We start from the raw sequence: 20,407 nt of genomic DNA on the forward strand, positions 1-20,407 counted from the left end.
GTCCAACATCAAAAACGGGCTGCAACGGCGATAGGGCAATAGCGCCGGCAGCACCGGACATCAACCCACACACTTACAGAGGAAACATCATGACAGTACAACGTCTCCACGTCGGCAAGCGTCTCTCCGAAGCCGCGATTCATAACGGTACCGTCTATCTGGCCGGCCAGATCGCCGAAGACACCACGCAAAACATCGAAGGCCAGACACGTGAAGTGCTGGGCCACATCGACCGTCTGCTGGCGGAAGCCGGCAGCAGCAAGGAAAACATCCTGTCGTGCCAGATCTATATCGCCGACGTGAAGGATTTTGAAGGCATGAATTCGGTCTGGGATAGCTGGGTGCCTGCAGGCAACACGCCGCCGCGCGCTACCGTCGAGGCCAAGCTGGCCCGTCCTGAATTGCTGGTCGAGATCATCATCGTCGCTGCTCAAAAATAATCCAAGCAAGGTTTCATGGTTTCAGTCGTCGCAGTTCCGCAAGAGGGCACCGCCCCCATCGTCGCCGGATTGAGTCCGGATGACGCCGCGCGCGTATTGAGCGCGCTGGCGTTTGTCGCGCCTCTGTATGCCGGCAAGCCGATCCCATCGGGGCAGGATGCCTTGCAGTTTGTGCAGGGCGTAGTCAGCGTGCTGACCGCGCTGAACGTCGATGCCGAAACACGCATCGCCGGTCTGCTGTTCGAGCTGCATGCGCTCAATCTGGATGCTGCAGCGACGATTGAAGATCAGTTCGGCAAGGACATCGGCGATCTGGTCGCGGGTGTGCGCCAGCTGATGCGTTTCCACAGCCTGACCTTCCACCATCCGCAAGAAGTCTTGCGCGGCAAAAACGCGGCGCAACAGGCTGCGGCGCAGGTCGAAACCTTGCGCAAGATGTTGCTGGCGATGGCCAGCGATATGCGCGTGGTGCTGGTGCGTCTGGCGTCGCGCGTGACGACCTTGCGTTATTTCGCCGAAAACAAGCTGGAGAACGAGACCACCGCGCAATATGCGCGCGAGACCTTCGATCTCTACGCGCCGCTGGCTAATCGCCTCGGCATCTGGCAGCTCAAGTGGGAGCTGGAGGATTTGTCTTTCCGCTTCATCGAGCCTGTCACCTACAAGCGCATCGCCAAGATGCTGGAAGAAAAGCGCATCGAGCGCGCGGAGTTTGTCGCTACCGCCATCGACCGCTTGCGTACCGAGCTGACCGCCGCCGATATCAAGGCGGAAGTCTCCGGCCGTCCCAAGCACATCTACAGCATCTGGAACAAGATGCGCGGCAAGGCCATCGATTTCTCCGAACTGTACGACGTGCGCGCCTTCCGCGTCATCGTGGACGACATCAAGACCTGCTACACGGTACTCGGCATCATCCACAACATCTGGGTGCCGATTCCCAAAGAGTTTGACGATTACATTTCGCGTCCCAAGCAGAACGGCTATCAGTCGCTGCATACGGTCGTGATCGCCGAAGACGGCCGCCCGCTGGAAGTGCAGATCCGCACGCACGAGATGCATCACTTCGCCGAATACGGTGTGGCGGCGCACTGGCGCTACAAGGAAAGCGGCGGCTCCAATTTCGCGGCGCAAAAGTACGATGAAAAGATCGCCTGGCTGCGTCAGCTGCTGGCGTGGAAGAGCGAAGTCTCCGACGCCGTGGTCGAGCAGGAAGAAGTGCGCCGCGACTGGGTCGAGAAGCTCAAGTCGACTACGCTCGATGAGCGCATCTACGTACTGACGCCACAAGCACGCGTGATCGAGTTGCCCAACGGCGCCACGCCGATCGACTTCGCGTATCACTTGCACAGCGACGTCGGCCATCGCTGCCGCGGCGCACGCGTCGACGGCGTCATGGTGCCGCTGAACACGCCGCTGAAAAACGGCCAGACCGTCGACATCATCACCGTCAAGAGCGGCCCCGGCGTCGGCCCGTCGCGTGACTGGCTGAGTCCGGGTTACGCCGCCAGTTCGCGCACGCGTTCCAAGGTGCGCGCCTGGTTCAACGCCATCGAACAGGAAGAGACGCTGGCCCACGGCCGCACCGTGCTGGAAAAAACGCTGCAGCGCGAAGGCAAAACTGCCGTCAACCTGGAAGAACTCGCGCACAAGCTCGGCTTCGGCAAGGTCGACGACCTCTGCCTGTCGCTGGGCAAGGACGAATTCAGCCCGCGCCAGATCGAACAGATGCTGCATGAAGGCGAAGAGGGCAAGGAAAGCAAGCACACCGAAACCGACGAAGCCTCCATCACCCGCAAGAGCCGCGCATCGAGCGTGGTGCAGGGCGCCAAATCCGGCGTGCTGGTGGTCGGCACCGAAGGCCTGATGACGCAACTGGCACGCTGCTGCAAACCGGCGCCGCCGGACAGCATCGTCGGCTTCGTCACGCGCGGCAAGGGCGTATCCATCCATCGGCTGACGTGCAAGAACTTCGCCGAGATGAGCAGCAAGGCGCCCGAACGCGTCATCCAGACCGAATGGGGCAACTCGGGCAAGGACACGGTTTATCCGGTTGATATCTTCGTGCTGGCCGGCGACCGTCAGGGCCTGCTGCGCGATATTTCAGAAATTTTCTTGCGCGAAAAGATCAACGTCATCGGCGTCAGCACGCAAAGCGTGAAGGGGCAGGCGCGCATGGGATTCACTGCCGAGATCGGCTCGACTGCGCAACTGATCAAGGCGCTGGCCGTGATCCGCGAAGTGAAGGGCGTGCTGGAAGCCAGAAGGCAATAGGCTTTGCGGCGGGTTGGCTGGTCGTTGAAAGATCGAGAAAGAAGCGGCGAACAAGATTTTTTAAAAAACTTTTCGCGAAGACTAGCCAAAAATAAAAAATGCCCCTATAATCTCGCTTCTTCACTAGGCGCGTAGCTCAGCTGGTTAGAGCACTACCTTGACATGGTAGGGGTCGTTGGTTCGAGTCCAATCGTGCCTACCAATATTCTTGATGTTGTTGAATATTGGTATCGAAGCAGAAAGTTCATGCAACTGAGGCTTCGTAAAAACAGCATCAAAAGCAAAATGAAATAATGGAAGCGCAGTCCCGGCTTCCATTTTTGCTTTTTGTCTTCCGCATTTGTTGTCCTTCCTTTTTCTTCCATTTTCCTTTCTGATTTTGCTGTGCTTGCAGCGTTTGCCATGCGGTGTTATTTCGTCTGTCCATTGTGCGCGATGGATGTTGGTGAGGGGAGGCATAAAGCCTCGTTCACGCAGCGCAGCCATAAAAAACGTTGACATGTAGCTTAAATCACCTATACTTGTTCAACTACTTGTACATGTAGTCCGATATAAAGCGCGCAATTTCATGCGGCAACCCCATAACAAGAAGAGCTAACAAGGTCCGAATAACCTATTTAGTTACACAAACAATATGACACAGCAAAACTAGCGAGAATCGTCAACCAAGACTCGGTTTGCATCATGAGGATTGGTCACCTAAAAGGTGTTAATACCAATTGTGGTAGGAAGAAACATAGAAATGCGCATTATTAATTTCTCTGACGCTCGAAATAGCTTGAAAGCCGTGATAGATCAAGCCGTTGATGACGCAGATGTCACTGTGATCGCTCGTCGCGATGCGCCGGACGCTGTTGTTATGTCGTTTGAATATTACAGTAGTCTTTTGGAGACGGTTCATCTGCTGAAGTCGCCCGCGAATGCAGCTCATTTGGCTCGATCCATCGCACAGCTGAATGCTGGTCAAGCTGAGCGTCATAATCTGATTGATGTAGGAAGTGACGCCCATGAGGAATCTGAAGTTCAGTCCGGAAGGATGGGGGAGCTATGAATATTGGCACTCTCAGGACAAAAAAACGCTGAAGAGAATTAACAAGCTGTTGGAGGCAACAATGCGAGACCCGTTTGATGGAATCGGAAAACCGGAGCCGTTGAAAGAGAATTTAAGCGGATTTTGGTCGCGACGCATTGATGATACAAATCGACTGGTTTATCGGGTAACCGAAACAGATATTGAGGTGGCCTCGTGCCGCTACCATTACGAAGCGTAAATCCGTAAGGTTTTTTACATCGCGGGGTCGTTGGTTCAAGTCCAATCGTGCCTTCGTAAAAACAGCATCAAAAGCAAAGTTAAAGATTGGAAGCGCAGTCCCGGCTTCCATTTTTGCTTTTTATCTTCCGCATTTGTTGTCTCTCCCTTTTTCTCCCCATTACCCTTTCTGCTTTTGCTGTGCTCGCAGAGTCAAGGCTTTGATTTGATCTGCGGCTTTATTTCGCTCGTCTGTTGCGCGCTATGGAAACTGGCAAGAGGTGCGTGTAAGACGCAGTCTATGCAGCGCAGCCATAAAAAAAGCCATCGCAAGCGATGGCTTCCAGTGACAAATCACAACTGTTTTTATTGATTATTGGTTTTGCCTGCGGGCGTATCTGCAGCGGCGACCGGCACCGGCACGTTCAACACCGCATCGCGCTTGTCCAGCAAATGCTGGCGCAGGACTGCCGCCAGGCGCTTGCCGTCGCGTGCTTCCAGCGCTTTGACCATCTCGTCGTGATCGTGCGCGGCGCTGTCCCATTTTTCGGGGCGGAAGTTGGATTTGAAGCGCAGCGCCTGTAGACGGCGGTTCAGGCCGAGGTAGGTCTGATGCAGCACCGAGTTGCGCGCGGCTTCGTTGATCTTGTTGTGGATGGTCTGGTTGCGGCTGTAGTAGCCGGGCAGGTCGTTCTGCGCTTTGCAGGCCAGCATGGCGTAGTGCAGCGCCTTGATCTCGGCGACTTCCACCGGCGTGATGCGCTCGCAGGCCAGCTCGCCGGACATCGCTTCCAGGCCGCTCATGAGTTCGAAGGTTTCCCAGATCTCGGTTTCGGACATCTTGGATACCGACGCGCCGCGGTTGGGTGAAATTTCGATCAGGCCTTCGGCTGCCAATACCTTCAATGCTTCACGCAGGGGCGTGCGTGAAATGCCGAGCGTTTCGCACAGCTCGCGCTCGTTCAGTTTGGTACCGGGAACCAGCACTGCTTCAACAATCAGATTGCGCAGGTGCTCGACGACGGTGTCGTGCAGACGCTGGCGCTCCAGTTTTGGCAGGGCGGCGGGGGTGTTTTCAGGTTTGTTCAGGGGCTCGTTGATATCGAGTCCAATTGCTGAATTTTGCATTCAAAATCCTTAATGTCCTACTGAGGCGTATTTTAACAGTGTTCGTTTCATTGCCAAAAATACCAGCTTTACGCTGTTGTATAGATGAAAAATATTGGCCTGAAACGCCCATTGGTGATCCTAAGTATATCTATTTAAGCAGTTTTTACCAAAAACATGGGCCGACTCGATACCTGGGGTAAGGGCTGTCAGGATCAAAAAAACCTTTACCTGGCCGAATCTCGCTGATAAAGTATTTTGCATTCAAAATACAAAATTCAACAAAGTGAAGATTTCAAAGGAGGAGTAAATGTTAAAACTAGACTTTCATCCAGCCGGCCGCCATTTCTTGCAAATCCCTGGTCCTAGCCCTGTGCCTGATCGCATCTTGCGCGCCATGAGCTATCCGACCATCGACCATCGCGGTCCGGAATTCGGCGCGCTGGGCTTGCATGTGCTGGCGGGTATCAAGAAGATTTTCAAGACCGAGCAACCGGTGGTGATCTATCCGGCATCCGGCACCGGTGCATGGGAGGCGGCGCTGACCAATACCCTGAGCCCTGGCGATACCGTGCTGATGTATGAGACCGGCCATTTCGCCACGCTGTGGAAGAAGATGGCGGAAGCGCTGGGCCTGAAACCGGAATTCCTCGGCTTGCCGGGTGTTGAAGGCTGGCGTCGCGGCGTGCAGGCTGATCTGATTGAAGAACGTCTGCGCAAGGACAGCGGCCATCAGATCAAGGCCGTCTGCGTGGTGCACAACGAAACTTCCACCGGTGTGACATCCGACATCGCGTCGGTACGCAAGGCCATCGATGCCGCCGGCCATCCGGCGCTGCTGCTGGTGGATACGATCTCCGGCCTGGCGTCGGCAGACTATCGCCATGACGAGTGGGGCGTTGACGTTACCGTCTCGGGTTCGCAAAAGGGTCTGATGCTGCCGCCGGGTATCAGCTTCAATGCGGTCTCGAAGAAGGCTATCGAGGCCAGCAAGACTTCCAAGCTGCCGAAGGCTTTCTGGGGCTGGACTGAAATCATCGAGATGAACGCCACCGGTTACTGGCCGTACACCCCGAACACCAATTTGCTCTATGGCTTGCATGAAGCGCTGGACATGATCCTCGGCGAAGGTCTGGACAACGTTTTCGCACGTCACGAGCGTCTGGCCGAAGCCTGCCGTCAGGCGGTCACGGCCTGGGGCCTGGAGATTCAGTGCGCCGATCCGGCCGTGTATTCGCCGGTGCTGACCGGTGTGATGACGCCGGCAGGTTTTGACGCCGATGCGATCCGCAAGGTGATTTACGAAAACTTTGACATGTCGCTGGGAACCGGTCTGGGCAAGATGAAGGGCGGAATGTTCCGCATCGGCCATCTGGGCGAAGCCAACGATCTGACCTTGATGGCGACACTGTCCGGTTGCGAAATGGGCCTGAAGCTGGCGGGCGTGAAGCTGGCCGGCAGCGGTGTGCAGGCGGCGATGGACAACCTGACCGCCAAGAAAAGCAAGCCAGTGTTGAAGGTCGCCTGAATCCGCTAGATCGTATCAGTCGTATCAGTGGTATCCGTGCTGTCTTGCGCTGTAAGGAGCGCAAGACAGCACGGCAAAGAAAAAAGCAATAACGGAGGAAAGAACGCCGGGCAGCACGCCTTCATGAAGAAGCGCTGCGCCGGTTACGTGGATCAATAACGAAAACCCGGCGAAGCAATATCCCGCAGAGGAATCGAAGCCGCCCGAGAGAGCGGCTTCACGGCGTGCCGGTGTACCAATACTGGAGACAATGCAATGAGACACCTGCGTTTGCGCGCGACCACGGTCGTGCTATTGATGTTATGCATGATGTATTTCATCACCTACCTGGATCGTGTCAACGTCAGCACCGCCGCGGCTGGTTTTGGCAAGGAATTCAACCTCTCGAAGACGGAAATCGGTCTGGTCTTTTCGGCCTTCGCTTATCCCTATTTAGTGTTTCAGATTATCGGCGGCTGGGTCAGCGACAAATTCGGCGCGCGCCGCACGCTGATTTATTGCGGCTTGCTGTGGGCGTTGGCGACCGTGTTGACGGGTTTCGCGGGCGGTCTGGTGTCCTTGCTGCTGGCGCGTCTGCTACTCGGCCTCGGTGAAGGCGCCACTTTCCCGGCGGCGACGACGGCGATGTCGCGTTGGGTGTCGAAAGACAAACGCGGTTTCGCACAAGGTATCACCCACGCCTTCGCTCGTATCGGTAATGCGGTGGCGCCGGCAGCGGTGGTGTGGATCATGGCGGAGCATGGCTGGCGCGAATCGTTCTACATCTTCGGCGTCTTCAGCCTGGTGTGGGTGATCGTCTGGGCCTTTGTGTTTACCGAAGATCCGGCCAAACATCCACGCATCACTTCGGAAGAACTGTCCATCCTGCCTGCCGGTAAAAAGAAGAGCCCACAGATTCCATGGGGGCCGCTGTTCAAGCGCATGATGCCGGTCACCATCGTCTACTTCTGCTACGGCTGGACGCTCTGGTTGTTCCTGAGCTGGATCCCGCAATACTTCCTGCACAGCTATGACCTCGACATCAAGAAGTCGGCGCTGTTTGCTTCCAGCGTGTTTTTTGCCGGTGTGGTGGGTGACACCCTGGGGGGCATCGTCAGCGACAAGATTCTGAAAAATACCGGCAATCTCAAGCGTGCCCGCAGCTACATGGTGTCGGTGTGCATGTTGCTGACCTTGCTATCGCTGCTGCCGCTGATGTTTACGCACAACGTCTACATCTCGATCCTGAGTCTGGGCGCCGGCTTCTTCTTCGCTGAAATGACGATCGGTCCGATGTGGGCGATTCCGATGGATATCGCGCCGGAATATTCGGGCACCGCCAGCGGCATGATGAATACCGGTTCGGCACTGGCCGCGATCATCTCGCCGGTGCTGTCGGGCTACCTGATCGACAAGACCGGCAACTGGGAACTGCCTTTCCTCGGCAGCATGGTGTTGATGGGCTTTGGCGTGTTGCTGGCTTTCCGCATGCAGCCGGATAGCAAGTTCGAGAGCCCGACACCGGATGCGGGCGGTCATGTGGTCAAGGCGCGCGCCTGATTTCAGACGGTACTCAAGCAGTACTTCCGGCAAGGAATGCCGTCGCTGACGGTATTCCTTGGCCTCACTGAGCACAGACCATCGACCTAAGATAGCCATGACGACTTTACTTTCTGCGGCTGAAGAACTCGGCCATCTGTTGAGCGACGCGTATTCGCGCCAGGCGACACTGGCCATCGTGCCGGATGAGTTGGAACCGGCGAGCATCGAAGACGCCTATCTGGCGCAACAGGCTTTCCTGCGTCGCAGCCACGCCGCGATCGGCGGCTGGAAGATCGGTTCCAAGACCGAAGCCGGGCCGGTGCAGGGCGCGCCGTTACCGCTGAGCGGGATTCATCCAGCGTCATCTTCTCTGCGGCGCAGCGCTTTTCCGGTGCTCGGTATCGAGCTGGAAATCATGTTTTGCTTTGACTGCGATTTCACACCGAGGCCGGCGCCGATTGCCGAGGCGGAGATCATGGACAGCATCAGCGCCATGGGCGCATCCATCGAAATCGTTTCCAGCCGCATCGCCGGATGGCCCGAGGTGCCCAAGCTGAGCCAATTGGCCGACCTGCAGAATCACGGCGCGCTGGTGATCGGAGAACTATGCGATTACCGCGACGGCTTCAACTTCCGGCGGCCTGAGGCGCACCTGACCTTCAACGGCGAGGACGTGTTCAAAGGGCAGGGCGTCAATCCCGCCGGTGATCCGCGCCGGTTGCTGAGCTGGCTGGTTAATCATTGCAGCGAGCGCGGCATCGCTATTCCCGGCGGCACTGTGATCACGACCGGTTCTTACACGGGACTGTTTTTTCCGAAAGCGCCGGGCATGGTGATCGGACAGATCGCCGGATTGCCGCCGATTCATTTCGAATTGAGTTGAAGTGAGTTGAATGCGTTGAGCTGAATTTCATCCACTTTGTTTCTCGTTTTTTGACAGGACTACTTCATGCTGGTCAAGCCCATCCATCTTGTTCCCCCGAGCGGGCGGAGCACTGCACCCGCTACGCCATTCGCCATGCAATTGCAGCGCGAGATGCGGGGCGAAGTCATGTTCGGCAAAGCGGATCGTGGCCGCTATGCCACCGATGCTTCCATCTATCAGATCATGCCGCTGGGCGTGGTCGTGCCGCGCGACCAGGCCGATCTGAAGATTGCGTTGGATGTCGCACGCCAGCACCGTATGCCCGTGTTGGCACGCGGCGCAGGCACCAGCCAGTGCGGCCAGACCGTCGGCGAGGCACTGATCGTCGACAACAGCAAATATCTCAATCAAGTGATCGACTTCGATCCGGTGGCGCGCACGATCACGGTCGAGCCGGGCATGGTGCTTGATCATCTCAACGCCTGGCTCAAGCCGCATGGTTTGTGGTTTCCGGTGGATGTGTCGACGGCGGCGCAATGCACCATCGGCGGCATGTCGGGCAACAACTCCTGCGGCTCGCGCTCGATCGAATACGGCAACATGGTGCACAACGTGCTGGCGATTGACGCCGTGCTGGCTGATGGTGCCGAAGGCCGCTTCGGCCGTTTGCCCGATATGAACACTTTGCCCGGCAGCGGTCGCATCGGCGACATCGTGCGCGGCTTGCAAACCATTGCGCAACGTGAACGTGGCGAGATCGCCGAACGTGTTCCCAAGGTATTGCGCCGCGTGGCCGGTTACAACATCGACATCTTCGATTGCCAGAATCCGCGCGCCTATACTGATGACGGCGTCGCCAATCTTGCGCATATCCTGATCGGTTCGGAAGGTACGCTGGCCTATAGCCGTCAGATCACGCTGGCGCTGATGCCGCTGCCGACGCATAAGGTGCTGGGTGTGGTCAACTTTCCGACCTTCTATCAATCGATGGACATGACGCAGCACATCGTCAAGCTGGGGCCGACGGCGGTCGAGCTGGTCGATCGCACCATGATCGATCTGGCGATGAGTAATCCGGCGTTCAAGCCCGTGATCGAGAAGGCGCTGGTCGGTCATCCTGAAGCAATTCTGCTGGTGGAGTTCTCCGGAGAAAATCTCGACCGGCAACTGGAGCAGCTCAAGCGCCTAGGCGAACTGATGGGCGACCTCGGCTTGCCCGGCTCGGTGGTTGATATGCCGAACGCTAACGAACAAAAAGCTTTGTGGGATGTACGCAAGGCCGGCCTCAACATCATGATGAGCATGAAGGGCGACGGCAAGCCGGTGTCCTTCATCGAAGACTGTGCCGTGCCACTGGAACATCTGGCGGAGTACACGCGCCAGCTGACTGAAGTGTTCCATAAGTACGGCACCGAAGGCACCTGGTACGCCCATGCCAGCGTCGGCACCTTGCATGTGCGGCCGATCCTCGATATGCGCCGCGGCGGCGCCAAGGACATGCGCGAGATCGCCGAAGCTGCTGCCGTACTGGTACGCAAATACAAGGGCGCGTATTCCGGCGAGCATGGCGATGGTCTGTGCCGGGGCGAGTGGGTGGCATGGCAGTACGGGCCAAAACTCAACGCCGCCTTCAGCGAGATCAAGGATTTGTTCGATCCCGACAACCGCTTCAATCCGGACAAGATCGTGCGTCCGCCGAAGATGGATGACGCCGGCAACTTCCGCTTCGCACCCGGCTATCGCGAGCTGCCTTATGCCCCGGCGCTGGACTGGTCGCCATGGAACGTCAAGCGTGATCCGCTGACCGGCAAGGAAAGCGCGCCAGGCAGTGGCGGCGACCGCAGCGACGGTCTGGCCAAGCTGGTTGAGATGTGCAACAACAACGGTCATTGCCGCAAGTTCGACGCCGGCACCATGTGCCCCAGCTATCGGGTCACGCGTGACGAGAAGCACGTCACGCGCGGTCGTGCCAATACGGTGCGGCTGGCCTTGTCGGGGCAGCTGGGTAGCGAGGGCATGGCGAGTCCCGAAGTCAAGGAAGTGCTGGATCTGTGCGTCTCCTGCAAGGGCTGCAAGCGCGATTGTCCGACCGGCGTCGACATGGCCAAGATCAAGATCGAAGCGCGCGCGGCCTGGGCCGGCAAGAACGGTATCAGCCTGCGCGACAAGCTGATCGCCTATATGCCGGCGTATGCATCCTATGCCGGCAGCGTCGGCGGTGCGCTGGCGTTGGCAGAGAAGATCCCGGTGATTTCAGGCTGGGTGAAGGGTTTGCTGGGACTGGCACCGCAACGATCATTGCCGCGTTTCCGCAAATCGTTTTTGAGTAATGCGCAGAGTGCAGCGGCGACAAGTGCCGACAAGGAAGTCCTGTTGTTCGTCGATACCTTCAACAACAACATGGAGCCGGAAAACGCCCGTGCCGCACAGCAGGTGCTGGAAGCTGCCGGTTACAAGGTGCATTTCAATACGCTGCCTGAACAGCGTCCGCTGTGCTGCGGCCGCACTTATCTGGCGGCGGGTCTGGTCGATCAGGCCAAGGCCGAAGCCCGTCGCACGCTGGATGCGCTGATGCCTTACGTACGCCGAGGCGTGGCCGTGGTCGGGTTGGAGCCGTCCTGTCTGTTGTCCTTGCGCGATGAGTTTTTGAACTACGGTTACGGTGAAGAAGCACAGCAGCTGGCGAAGTCGGCCTTCTTGTTTGAAGAGTTTTTGGTGAAGGAGCACAAGGGCGGCAAGTTGAAGCTCGACCTCAAACCGCTCTCATCCAACAAGATCGTGTTGCACGGTCACTGCCATCAAAAGGCCTTCGACGCCTTCCGTCCGGTACCGGCCGTGTTGCAGTGGATTCCGCAGGCGGAAGTGTCCGTGGTGGAATCATCCTGCTGCGGCATGGCGGGAAGTTTCGGCTATGAAGAGGAGCACTACGAGGCGTCGATGGCAATGGCGGAGTTGTCGCTGTTGCCGGCGGTGCGCAAAGCTGGGGCGGACGCGATCGTGGTGGCCGACGGCACCAGTTGCCGTCATCAGATCCATGATGGTGCCGGGCGTGAAGCCGTCCATGTGGCCCGTGTTTTGGCGGCAGCGCTAGTTAATTAGTCGGACTTTTGTTGGAGACTCCCGTTGGCGCTTTGCTTATTTGTGTTAATGGGGGTTGACAGGGGTTGTTTTTGTGGTTATATTGTTTGCTGTTCCTCGGCTCAATGCCGGGAGGCAAGCCGAAATAGCTATAAAAATGCCCGGCTCGCTGGTGAAGGTTACTCCGCATTACTTCTTCATTTTTGGTCTTGTCAGGCCATGTCTGTAGCAGCAATTCATCTGTAAGTCTTCCTCAATACACAAGTTTTAAACGCGTTTGCATACGGTCGTCATGGTCCGCATGTTCAGTTTTTGGCATTCGTGCCGATATCAGAGCAGATTCACCTTTCGTCGTTGCCACTTTCCAGATAGGACTGGGCGACGGGAATCTCCTCTTGTATCCGCATCGTTTGTGCGTGCCGGCGTTGTTGCGAGTTGCTGTGCCGATACCAGAGCAGATTCACCTTTCGCGCTACCACTTTCCAGATAGGGCAGGGTGGCGTGAATCTTCTCTTGTATCGGCACTCCAGGCAGCTCGTTGCAGTTTTCTGTGTCGATACCAGAGCAGATTCACCTTTCGCGCTACCACTTTCCAGATAGGACTGGGTGGCGTGAATCTTCTCTTGTATCGGTACTCCTGGCCGGTCGTTGTAGTTTTCTGTGTCGATACCAGAGCAGATTCACCTTTCGCGCTACCACTTTTCAGATAGAACTGGGTGGCGTGAATCTCCTCTTGTATCGGCACCGTCCGGAGTATTCGCTTCATCGTACCGATACAAGAGTGGGTTCATACCTCGAGGTCACTTTCCAGATAGGACTGGACTTCGGGAGTCTGCTCTTGTATCGGTATTTCCACGCATGGGATGCGACATTTTTCTATTGTTGCTATAATCCTTATCTGCTTCATGGTTGTTTCAGCCATTCAGTCATATTCAGCACTACCCCAACATCTGTAAGAGCGAGAAAGGCAAACCGGTTATGACACCGCGAACTACCACCAAGGTCTCTACGCGACGCTAGTCGGGTTCTTTTTCGTCTTATGAAAAAGCGCGGCTGGTCCGCGTTTTTTTTTCGTCCTTATTTTCCGCATTCTTCCGTATTTTATAAATCAAGCTTCGGCAAAATTTGCCGGGATGGAGTTCAAAATGGTTTCAGTTCGTCTCCCCGATGGTTCGCAACGTCAATTCGATGCGCCCGTTACCGTGGCGCAAGTCGCTGCCAATATCGGCGCGGGTCTGGCCAAGGCGGCGTTGGCCGGCAAGGTCGACGGCAAGCTGGTCGATACTTCTTTCCTGATTGAAAAAGATTCCGATCTGGCGATCGTGACCGACAAGGACGCGGATGGTCTGGAAGTGATTCGTCACTCGACCGCCCACTTGCTGGCGTATGCCGTGAAGGAGTTGTTCCCTGACGCGCAAGTGACTATCGGTCCGGTGATCGACAACGGCTTCTATTACGACTTCGCTTACAAGCGCCCGTTTACACCCGAAGATCTGGCCGCGATTGAAAAGAAAATGGCCGAGCTGGCCAAGAAGGATGAGCCGGTTACCCGCAAGGTGTTGCCGCGCGACGAGGCAGTGGCTTACTTCAAGTCCATCGGCGAAGCCTATAAGGCCGAAATCATCGAATCCATCCCGCAAGACCAGGATGTGTCGCTCTATACAGAAGGCAGCTTCACCGACTTGTGCCGTGGTCCGCACGTGCCGTCCACCGGCAAGCTGAAAGTGTTCAAGCTGATGAAGCTGGCCGGCGCTTACTGGCGCGGCGATTCCAACAACGAGATGCTGCAGCGTGTCTACGGTACTGCCTGGGCGAAGAAGGAAGACCAGGAAAGCTATCTGCATATGCTGGAAGAGGCAGAGAAGCGCGATCACCGCAAGCTGGGCCGCGCACTCGATTTCTTCCACTTTCAGGACGAAGCGCCGGGTTTGATTTTCTGGCATCCGAAGGGCTGGTCGATCTGGCAGCAAGTTGAGCAATATATGCGCCGCGTCTATCAGGATAGTGGTTATCAAGAGGTTAAGGCGCCGCAGATTCTGGACCGTTCGCTGTGGGAAAAAACCGGCCACTGGGAAAACTATCGTGAAAACATGTTCACGACTGAATCGGAAAATCGCGCCTACGCGTTGAAGCCGATGAACTGCCCTGGCCATATTCAGATCTACAATTCCGGCCTGCACAGCTATCGCGATCTGCCGCTGCGCTACGGCGAGTTCGGCCAATGCCACCGCAACGAGCCGTCCGGCGCGCTGCACGGCATGATGCGCGTGCGCGGCTTTACGCAGGATGATGGTCACATCTTCTGTACTGAAGATCAGATCCAGGACGAAGTTGCGGCCTTCAACAAGGTGGTGCGCGAAGTCTATGACAACTTCGGCTTTACCGATGTCGCCGTGAAGCTGGCGCTGCGTCCGGAAAAACGCATCGGCGAAGAAGCTGTCTGGGACAAGGCTGAAAACGCCTTGCGCGAAGCCATCCGCGCCTCAGGCACTGAATGGGAAGAATTGCCGGGCGAGGGTGCTTTCTACGGTCCGAAGATCGAATACCATCTGAAAGACTCGATCGGCCGCTCTTGGCAGTGCGGTACCATGCAGGTCGATTTCTCGATGCCGGCGCGTCTGGGCGCGGAATATGTCACCGAAGACAACGACCGCAAAGTGCCGGTCATGCTGCACCGTGCGATTGTCGGCTCGCTGGAGCGTTTTATCGCGATTCTGATCGAAAATCACGCCGGTGCGATGCCGTTGTGGCTTGCTCCTGAGCAAGTTGTGATCTTGAATATTTCCGATGCGCAAGCCGAATACGTCAAAAACGTTGCGCAAACGCTGAAAAAACAAGGGTTTAGAGTCGTTACTGATTTGCGTAACGAGAAGATTACCTATAAAATACGGCAGCATTCTTTACAGAAGCCGCCCTATATTTTGGTGGTCGGCGATAAAGAGCGCGATACAAATACAGTGGCCGTGCGTGCGCGAGGCAATGTCGATCTGGGTGTCATGCCTATCGATGTCTTGGTGGAGCGCCTCAAAACTGAGGTGGAAGCCAAAGCCTAAAGGAGCAAAGCTCCTTCCTGCGCAAGAGCACGGCTTAATTTATTGGACGTTAAAAGGAAACTGCAATAGCTACTGACAAGTCGCATCGCATCAACGGTGAAATTACAGCACCGGAATTGCGTTTATCCGGAGTCAATAACGAACCGCTTGGTATCGTCAATTTGGCTGAAGCTTTCCGTCTGGCTGAAGAGGCTAACGTGGATCTGGTGGAAATCGCACCGACCGCACAGCCTCCTGTTGCGCGCCTGATGGACTATGGCAAGTTTAAATATCAGGAGCAGAAGAAAGCTCATGAAGCCAAGCTGAAGCAGAAAGTCATTCAGGTCAAGGAAGTCAAATTCCGCCCTGGCACGGATGACGGCGATTACAACATCAAGGTGCGTAATCTGACCAAGTTCCTGGAAGAGGGTGACAAGACCAAGATTACACTGCGTTTTCGCGGTCGTGAAATGGCTCATCAGGAGATCGGCATGCGCGTGTTGGAGCGCTTGAAGGTGGATCTGGAGCCATATGGCCAGGTCGAGCAGTTTCCAAAGATGGAAGGACGCCAGATGATCATGGTCCTGGCGCCTAAAAAGAAGAAATAAGCTGAACTTAAGTAAGCTTGATTCTGTAGCTTGAGCAAGTTAAGCAAGAAGAAGCAGCCATGCTTCTTCGCGCATCGTAGGGTAGGTCTTTGCGATGCGTATTCCGGTCCAGCAAGCGTGAGCTGTAGCGAAACCGAAGATTTTGTCGGGAAGCAGTCGTTTTGTTTCTCGCAAAAGCAGCAATGAAGATTGCTGCTAATAAGTGAGAGCAGGCATCAAAGAGCAGCGCATTGCTGCCACCTGCAATCATCAAAAAATGGAGCTGTCCAAAAAGGACAGATAGTGTCATGCCAAAAATGAAGACGAAAAGCAGCGCCAAAAAGCGCTTTCGTGTACGTCCAGGTGGAACAATCAAATGTGGTCACGCTTTCAAGCGCCACATCTTGACCAAGAAAACCACCAAAGTTAAACGCCAGTTGCGCGGTATTACCAATGTCAATGCTGCAGACGTCGTATCAGTCATGCGCATGATGCCGAACGCTTAACCTCACCATCACTAAGGAGCTACTATGCCTAGAGTTAAACGTGGGGTAACAGCACGTGCCCGTCATAAAAAAGTCCTGGCGCAAGCCAAGGGTTACCGTGGTCGCCGCAGCACCGTCTATCGTATCGCCAAGCAAGCAGTTATGCGCGCTGGTCAATACGCATACCGTGACCGCCGCAACAAGAAGCGCGTATTCCGTGCATTGTGGATCGCCCGTATCAACGCTGCTGCTCGTGAGCATGGCGTGACATACAGCGTATTCATGAACGGCCTGAAGCGTGCTTCGATCGAGCTGGACCGCAAGGTTCTGGCCGATATGGCTGTGACTGACAAGCCAGCGTTCGCTGCGATTGTCAATCAGGTGAAAGCCAACATCGCTAAGTAATTAGCTATGTTGCAGTCGTCGTCCGGTTTCGGACGGCACTGCAAATCTTGCGGGGCAGAGGTGAAATACCTGTGCCCCGTAGTCGTTTTGAATCTCCGTATTTCAATTTGTTTTTTCGACTTCGTCGTTAGAACTTGTTCAAGATCTGCAGCCAACGGCAGCAAAGGTCAGATCATGGCCTCGCAGTGAGATCGTGGTGAGATGTTGAACAGGTTCTCAGAGCCGGATCGGTTCTTAGATTACTCAGATATCTGTCTGAATGGAGCGAGACTTACCGCATGAATTCCCTAGAACAACTCGTTGCACAGGCCCAGGCCGACTTTGCCGGCGCACCCGACGCTGCAGCCCTGGAAAACGCCAAAGCCAAATACCTTGGCAAAACCGGTCAGATCACTGAGCAAATGAAGGGCCTTGGCAAGCTGGCTCCTGAAGAACGCAAGGTGCAAGGCGCCGTCATCAACGCCGCCAAAGAGCAGATCGAGAACGCGCTCACTGCGCGCCGTGACGCACTGGCCAACGCACAAATGCAAGAGCGCCTGAACGCCGAAGCGATCGACGTTACTTTGCCGGGCCGTGGCCGTGGCAAGGGCGGTATCCATCCGGTCATGCGTTCGTGGCAGCGCGTTGAAGAAATCTTCCGCTCGATCGGCTTCGACGTTGCCGACGGCCCGGAAATCGAAACCGACTGGACCAATTTCTCTGCACTGAACAGCCCGGAAAACCATCCTGCGCGTTCGATGCAGGACACTTTCTACATCGAAGGCAACGACACGCAAGGCAAGCCGCTGCTGCTGCGCACGCATACCAGCCCGATGCAGGTGCGCTATGCGCGCATGAACAAACCACCGATCAAAGTCATCGCGCCGGGCCGTACTTATCGCGTCGACAGCGACGCGACGCACTCACCGATGTTCCATCAGGTCGAAGGCCTGTGGATCGCTGAAGACATCAGCTTCGCCGACCTCAAGGGCGTGTACCTCAACTTCGTCAAAGCTTTCTTTGAAACCGACGACCTGCAAGTGCGCTTCCGTCCATCGTATTTCCCGTTCACCGAACCATCGGCGGAAATCGACATCGCCTTCGGCAGCGGCCCATTGAAAGGCCGCTGGCTGGAAGTATCCGGCGCAGGCCAGGTGCATCCGACCGTGGTGCGCAACATGGGCCTCGATCCAGAGCAATACATTGGTTTCGCGTTCGGCTCCGGCCTCGAGCGCCTGACCATGCTGCGCTATGGCATCAACGACCTGCGTCTGTTCTACGAAGGTGATTTGCGCTTCTTGAAGCAATTTAACTGACGCAATTCAATTGAACAATGTGATGCCGGGCCGGCGCGAATATCCTCTGCGCTGCCTTGCGAACTGTATGGACTGTCCGGATTTCCGGACCATAGCTGAAGGTTTGAATCATGCAATTCTCTGAAAACTGGTTGCGTACCATGGTCAATCCGAAGATGACTTCGGATGAGTTGTCGCACTTGCTGACAATGTCGGGCCTGGAAGTGGAAGAAGTCGAAGCGGTCGCGCCGCCGTTCTCCAACGTGGTGGTCGGTGAAGTGCTGGAAATCGCCAAGCACCCGAACGCTGATCGTCTGAATGTCTGCCAGGTGGACGTCAAGACCGGCACCATTCTCAACATCGTCTGCGGCGCGCCGAACGTGCGCGTCGGCATGAAGGTGCCTTGCGCCATGGCTGGCGCCGTGCTGCCGCCGGGCGCCGATGGCAAGCCCTTCGAGATCAAGGTCGGCCAGCTGCGTGGCGTCGAGTCGCAGGGCATGCTGTGCTCTGCACGCGAACTCAAGCTATCGGAAGATCATGGCGGTCTGCTGGAACTGCCGGACGATGCGCCGGTCGGTCAGAATTTCCGTGATTACTTCCTGCTGAATGACCTCAAGTTCACGATCAAGCTGACGCCGAACAAAGCAGACTGCCTGTCCGTGCTGGGTGTGGCGCGTGAAGTGTCGGCATTGACCGACACACCGCTGAAACAGCCGACTTTCCAGAACGTCGCCGTCGGACTCGACGAGAAATTGCCGGTCAAGATTTCCGCTCCGGATCTGTGCGGCCGCTTTGCCGGTCGCGTCATCCGTGGCCTGAATGCCAAGGCGGCAACACCGCAATGGATGAAGCAGCGCCTCGAACGCAGCGGTCAGCGTCCGATTTCGGCGCTGGTGGATATCTCCAACTACGTCATGCTGGAACTGGGTCGTCCGTCGCACGTGTTCGATCTGGACAAGATCCACGGCAGCCTCGATGTGCGCTGGGGGAAGAAGGGCGAGCAGATCAAGCTCCTCAACGGCAATACCGTTGAAGTCGACGAATGGGTCGGCGTGATCGCTGACGATAAAGAACTCGAATCGCTGGCCGGCATCATGGGCGGCGACGCCACGTCGGTATCGCTTGAGACCACCAACATCTATCTGGAAGCCGCATTCTGGTTCCCCCAAGCGATCCAGGGCCGTGCACGCCGCTACAACTTCTCGACTGATGCCGCGCATCGTTTCGAACGTGGCGTCGACTTCGCGACCGTGGTGGAGCATATCGAGCGCATCACCGCCTTGCTGATCGAAATCTGCGGTACAGCCGACACCAAGGTCGGTCCGGTCGACGACCAGATCGTCAACCTGCCCAAGCGTGACCCGGTCAAAGTGCGTACTGCTCGCGCCACCAAGGTCATCGGTGTGGCTATCACCGACGACATGATCGCCAACATCTTCACGCGCCTCGGCCTGCAGTTTACGCAAGAGCCGGGCTTGTTCGCGGTGACGCCGCCGTCTTTCCGTTTCGACATCGAAATCGAAGAAGATCTGATCGAAGAAATCGCGCGCGTCTACGGCTTTGAAAACATCCCGGCGTTGCCGCCGGTTGCTGCCAGCGCCATGAAGATCGCGCCGGAAAATATCCGCTCGCTGTTCGACGTGCGCCATCTGCTGGCCGATCTCGACTATCAGGAAGTGGTCAATTTCAGCTTCGTCGAAAGCGCATGGGAAGCCGACTTTGCCGGTAACAAGGCACCGATCAAGCTGCTCAACCCTATCGCCAGCCAGATGAACGTGATGCGCTCTTCGCTGATCGCCAGCCTGGTCGCGAACGTGCGTTACAACATCAACCGCAAGGCCAACCGCGTGCGCGTGTTTGAAATCGGCGCCGTGTTCCATCGTGATGCGCAAGTGCAGGATGGTCCGCTGGAAGTCGCCGGCTATCACCAACCGAAGCGCGTCGCCGGCCTGGCCTATGGCCCGGTCGCTGAAGAGCAGTGGGGACAGGACTCCCGCAATGTCGATTTCTTCGATGTCAAAGCGGATCTGGAAGCCTTGTTTGCCCCACGCGTGCTGCGTTTTGCGCGCGTTGAACATCCTGCGCTGCACCCGGGACGCTCCGCTCAGGTTGAACTGGACGGCAAGAACATCGGCCTGATCGGTGAACTGCATCCACGTCTGCAACAAAAATACGACCTGCCGCTGGCGCCGGTCGTGTTTGAAGTTGACGCCACAGCGCTGCAGCAACGCGACGTGCCTGCCTATGTCGAAATTTCCAAATTCCCGGCTGTTACACGCGACCTTGCACTGGTCGTCAAACAGGCTGTTCAGGTTCAGGAATTGCGCGATATTTTTGCCGCTGAAAAGCAAGGCAACGCAGCATGCTCGATCATCCAAGCCATTGTTTTATTTGATGAATATCAAGGAAAGGGGCTGGAAAATGACGAAAAAAGCCTTGCTTTCCGATTCACCTTGCAAGATACTCAAAACACACTCCAGGACGACACTGTTGACGCTGCAATGGCCGCTATCGTAGCCGCTGCGACGGGGAAACTTGCCGCCAAATTGCGTGCTTGAGAAT

15 protein-coding genes and 1 tRNA gene are annotated in these 20,407 nt (G+C 56.3%); 15 read left to right on the forward strand and 1 reads right to left on the reverse strand.

The genetic code is table 11. The features are described from left to right. Nucleotides 1-89: 89 nt before the first annotated feature. The 5 genes from PQR63_RS03040 to PQR63_RS03060 all read left to right on the forward strand — a co-directional run bounded on the left by PQR63_RS03040 (nt 90) and on the right by PQR63_RS03060 (nt 3,985). Complete coding sequence (locus PQR63_RS03040; RefSeq protein WP_094563222.1) at nt 90-440, forward strand: RidA family protein; 351 nt, start codon at nt 90-92, stop codon at nt 438-440. Between the two features lie 15 nt (nt 441-455). Further along, the gene (locus tag PQR63_RS03045; RefSeq protein ID WP_408165542.1) at nt 456-2,714 is read left to right on the forward strand and encodes a RelA/SpoT family protein; all 2,259 of its coding nucleotides are present in this window, start codon (nt 456-458) and stop codon (nt 2,712-2,714) included. A 125-nt stretch (nt 2,715-2,839) separates the two neighbouring features. After that, nucleotides 2,840-2,916, forward strand: a tRNA-Val gene (locus PQR63_RS03050). A gap of 540 nt (nt 2,917-3,456) precedes the next feature. Next, complete coding sequence (locus PQR63_RS03055; RefSeq protein WP_408165544.1) at nt 3,457-3,765, forward strand: type II toxin-antitoxin system Phd/YefM family antitoxin; 309 nt, start codon at nt 3,457-3,459, stop codon at nt 3,763-3,765. Continuing rightward, on the forward strand, nt 3,722-3,985 hold the full coding sequence (locus PQR63_RS03060; RefSeq protein WP_094563225.1) for a Txe/YoeB family addiction module toxin: 264 nt from the start codon (nt 3,722-3,724) through the stop codon (nt 3,983-3,985). The genes PQR63_RS03055 and PQR63_RS03060 overlap by 44 nt, the downstream gene beginning before the upstream one ends. A 344-nt stretch (nt 3,986-4,329) precedes the next feature. On the opposite strand, the gene PQR63_RS03065 is transcribed toward PQR63_RS03060, so the two are convergent. Further along, nucleotides 4,330-5,091, reverse strand: a complete 762-nt coding sequence (locus PQR63_RS03065) for a GntR family transcriptional regulator (RefSeq protein WP_408165545.1) — start codon at nt 5,089-5,091, stop codon at nt 4,330-4,332. Between the two features lie 289 nt (nt 5,092-5,380). On the opposite strand from PQR63_RS03065, the gene PQR63_RS03070 reads away from it, so the two are divergent. From PQR63_RS03070 to pheT, 10 genes are all read left to right on the forward strand, one after another. Continuing rightward, nucleotides 5,381-6,598 (forward strand): pyridoxal-phosphate-dependent aminotransferase family protein, encoded by a 1,218-nt coding sequence (locus tag PQR63_RS03070; protein WP_408165546.1) that lies wholly within the window; start codon nt 5,381-5,383, stop codon nt 6,596-6,598. A gap of 255 nt (nt 6,599-6,853) precedes the next feature. Next, nucleotides 6,854-8,137, forward strand: coding sequence for an MFS transporter (locus PQR63_RS03075; RefSeq protein ID WP_408165547.1), 1,284 nt, complete (start codon nt 6,854-6,856; stop codon nt 8,135-8,137). A gap of 97 nt (nt 8,138-8,234) precedes the next feature. Then, nucleotides 8,235-9,002: a 2-keto-4-pentenoate hydratase gene (locus PQR63_RS03080; protein ID WP_408165549.1), complete on the forward strand. Its 768-nt coding sequence runs from the start codon at nt 8,235-8,237 to the stop codon at nt 9,000-9,002. A gap of 66 nt (nt 9,003-9,068) precedes the next feature. Beyond that, complete coding sequence (locus tag PQR63_RS03085) at nt 9,069-12,083, forward strand: FAD-binding and (Fe-S)-binding domain-containing protein (protein WP_408165551.1); 3,015 nt, start codon at nt 9,069-9,071, stop codon at nt 12,081-12,083. Nucleotides 12,084-13,207: 1,124 nt separating this feature from the next. Continuing rightward, nucleotides 13,208-15,115, forward strand: coding sequence for a threonine--tRNA ligase (thrS, locus tag PQR63_RS03090; protein ID WP_408165553.1), 1,908 nt, complete (start codon nt 13,208-13,210; stop codon nt 15,113-15,115). A gap of 65 nt (nt 15,116-15,180) precedes the next feature. Continuing rightward, a complete protein-coding gene (gene infC, locus PQR63_RS03095; RefSeq protein WP_408166128.1) occupies nt 15,181-15,702 on the forward strand; it encodes a translation initiation factor IF-3 in 522 nt (173 codons plus the stop codon). Between the two features lie 287 nt (nt 15,703-15,989). Beyond that, complete coding sequence (rpmI, locus tag PQR63_RS03100) at nt 15,990-16,187, forward strand: 50S ribosomal protein L35 (protein ID WP_083830894.1); 198 nt, start codon at nt 15,990-15,992, stop codon at nt 16,185-16,187. A gap of 24 nt (nt 16,188-16,211) precedes the next feature. After that, nucleotides 16,212-16,571 (forward strand): 50S ribosomal protein L20, encoded by a 360-nt coding sequence (gene rplT / locus PQR63_RS03105; protein WP_007882754.1) that lies wholly within the window; start codon nt 16,212-16,214, stop codon nt 16,569-16,571. Nucleotides 16,572-16,849: 278 nt separating this feature from the next. Then, nucleotides 16,850-17,866 carry a phenylalanine--tRNA ligase subunit alpha gene (gene pheS, locus PQR63_RS03110; protein ID WP_007882753.1) on the forward strand — a complete coding sequence of 339 codons (1,017 nt, stop codon included), beginning with the start codon at nt 16,850-16,852 and terminating at the stop codon, nt 17,864-17,866. Nucleotides 17,867-17,976: 110 nt separating this feature from the next. Continuing rightward, complete coding sequence (gene pheT, locus PQR63_RS03115) at nt 17,977-20,403, forward strand: phenylalanine--tRNA ligase subunit beta (RefSeq protein ID WP_408165555.1); 2,427 nt, start codon at nt 17,977-17,979, stop codon at nt 20,401-20,403. Nucleotides 20,404-20,407: the final 4 nt, after the last annotated feature.

This window comes from Herbaspirillum rhizosphaerae (assembly GCF_046025915.1).
GTDB classification, from domain to species: Bacteria; Pseudomonadota; Gammaproteobacteria; order Burkholderiales; family Burkholderiaceae_D; genus Herbaspirillum; species Herbaspirillum rhizosphaerae_A.

What these genes read in the sequence shown, in the direction of transcription:
- rplT (WP_007882754.1), top strand. Translation starts at nt 16,212, where the DNA reads ATGCCTAGAGTTAAACGTGGGGTAACAGCACGTGCCCGTCATAAAAAA.
- rpmI (WP_083830894.1), top strand. Translation starts at nt 15,990, where the DNA reads ATGCCAAAAATGAAGACGAAAAGCAGCGCCAAAAAGCGCTTTCGTGTA.
- PQR63_RS03065 (WP_408165545.1), bottom strand. Translation starts at nt 5,091, where the DNA reads ATGCAAAATTCAGCAATTGGACTCGATATCAACGAGCCCCTGAACAAA.
- PQR63_RS03060 (WP_094563225.1), top strand. Translation starts at nt 3,722, where the DNA reads ATGAGGAATCTGAAGTTCAGTCCGGAAGGATGGGGGAGCTATGAATAT.
- pheT (WP_408165555.1), top strand. Translation starts at nt 17,977, where the DNA reads ATGCAATTCTCTGAAAACTGGTTGCGTACCATGGTCAATCCGAAGATG.
- PQR63_RS03045 (WP_408165542.1), top strand. Translation starts at nt 456, where the DNA reads ATGGTTTCAGTCGTCGCAGTTCCGCAAGAGGGCACCGCCCCCATCGTC.
- PQR63_RS03040 (WP_094563222.1), top strand. Translation starts at nt 90, where the DNA reads ATGACAGTACAACGTCTCCACGTCGGCAAGCGTCTCTCCGAAGCCGCG.
- PQR63_RS03085 (WP_408165551.1), top strand. Translation starts at nt 9,069, where the DNA reads ATGCTGGTCAAGCCCATCCATCTTGTTCCCCCGAGCGGGCGGAGCACT.
- PQR63_RS03075 (WP_408165547.1), top strand. Translation starts at nt 6,854, where the DNA reads ATGAGACACCTGCGTTTGCGCGCGACCACGGTCGTGCTATTGATGTTA.
- PQR63_RS03080 (WP_408165549.1), top strand. Translation starts at nt 8,235, where the DNA reads ATGACGACTTTACTTTCTGCGGCTGAAGAACTCGGCCATCTGTTGAGC.
- PQR63_RS03070 (WP_408165546.1), top strand. Translation starts at nt 5,381, where the DNA reads ATGTTAAAACTAGACTTTCATCCAGCCGGCCGCCATTTCTTGCAAATC.
- thrS (WP_408165553.1), top strand. Translation starts at nt 13,208, where the DNA reads ATGGTTTCAGTTCGTCTCCCCGATGGTTCGCAACGTCAATTCGATGCG.
- PQR63_RS03055 (WP_408165544.1), top strand. Translation starts at nt 3,457, where the DNA reads ATGCGCATTATTAATTTCTCTGACGCTCGAAATAGCTTGAAAGCCGTG.
- pheS (WP_007882753.1), top strand. Translation starts at nt 16,850, where the DNA reads ATGAATTCCCTAGAACAACTCGTTGCACAGGCCCAGGCCGACTTTGCC.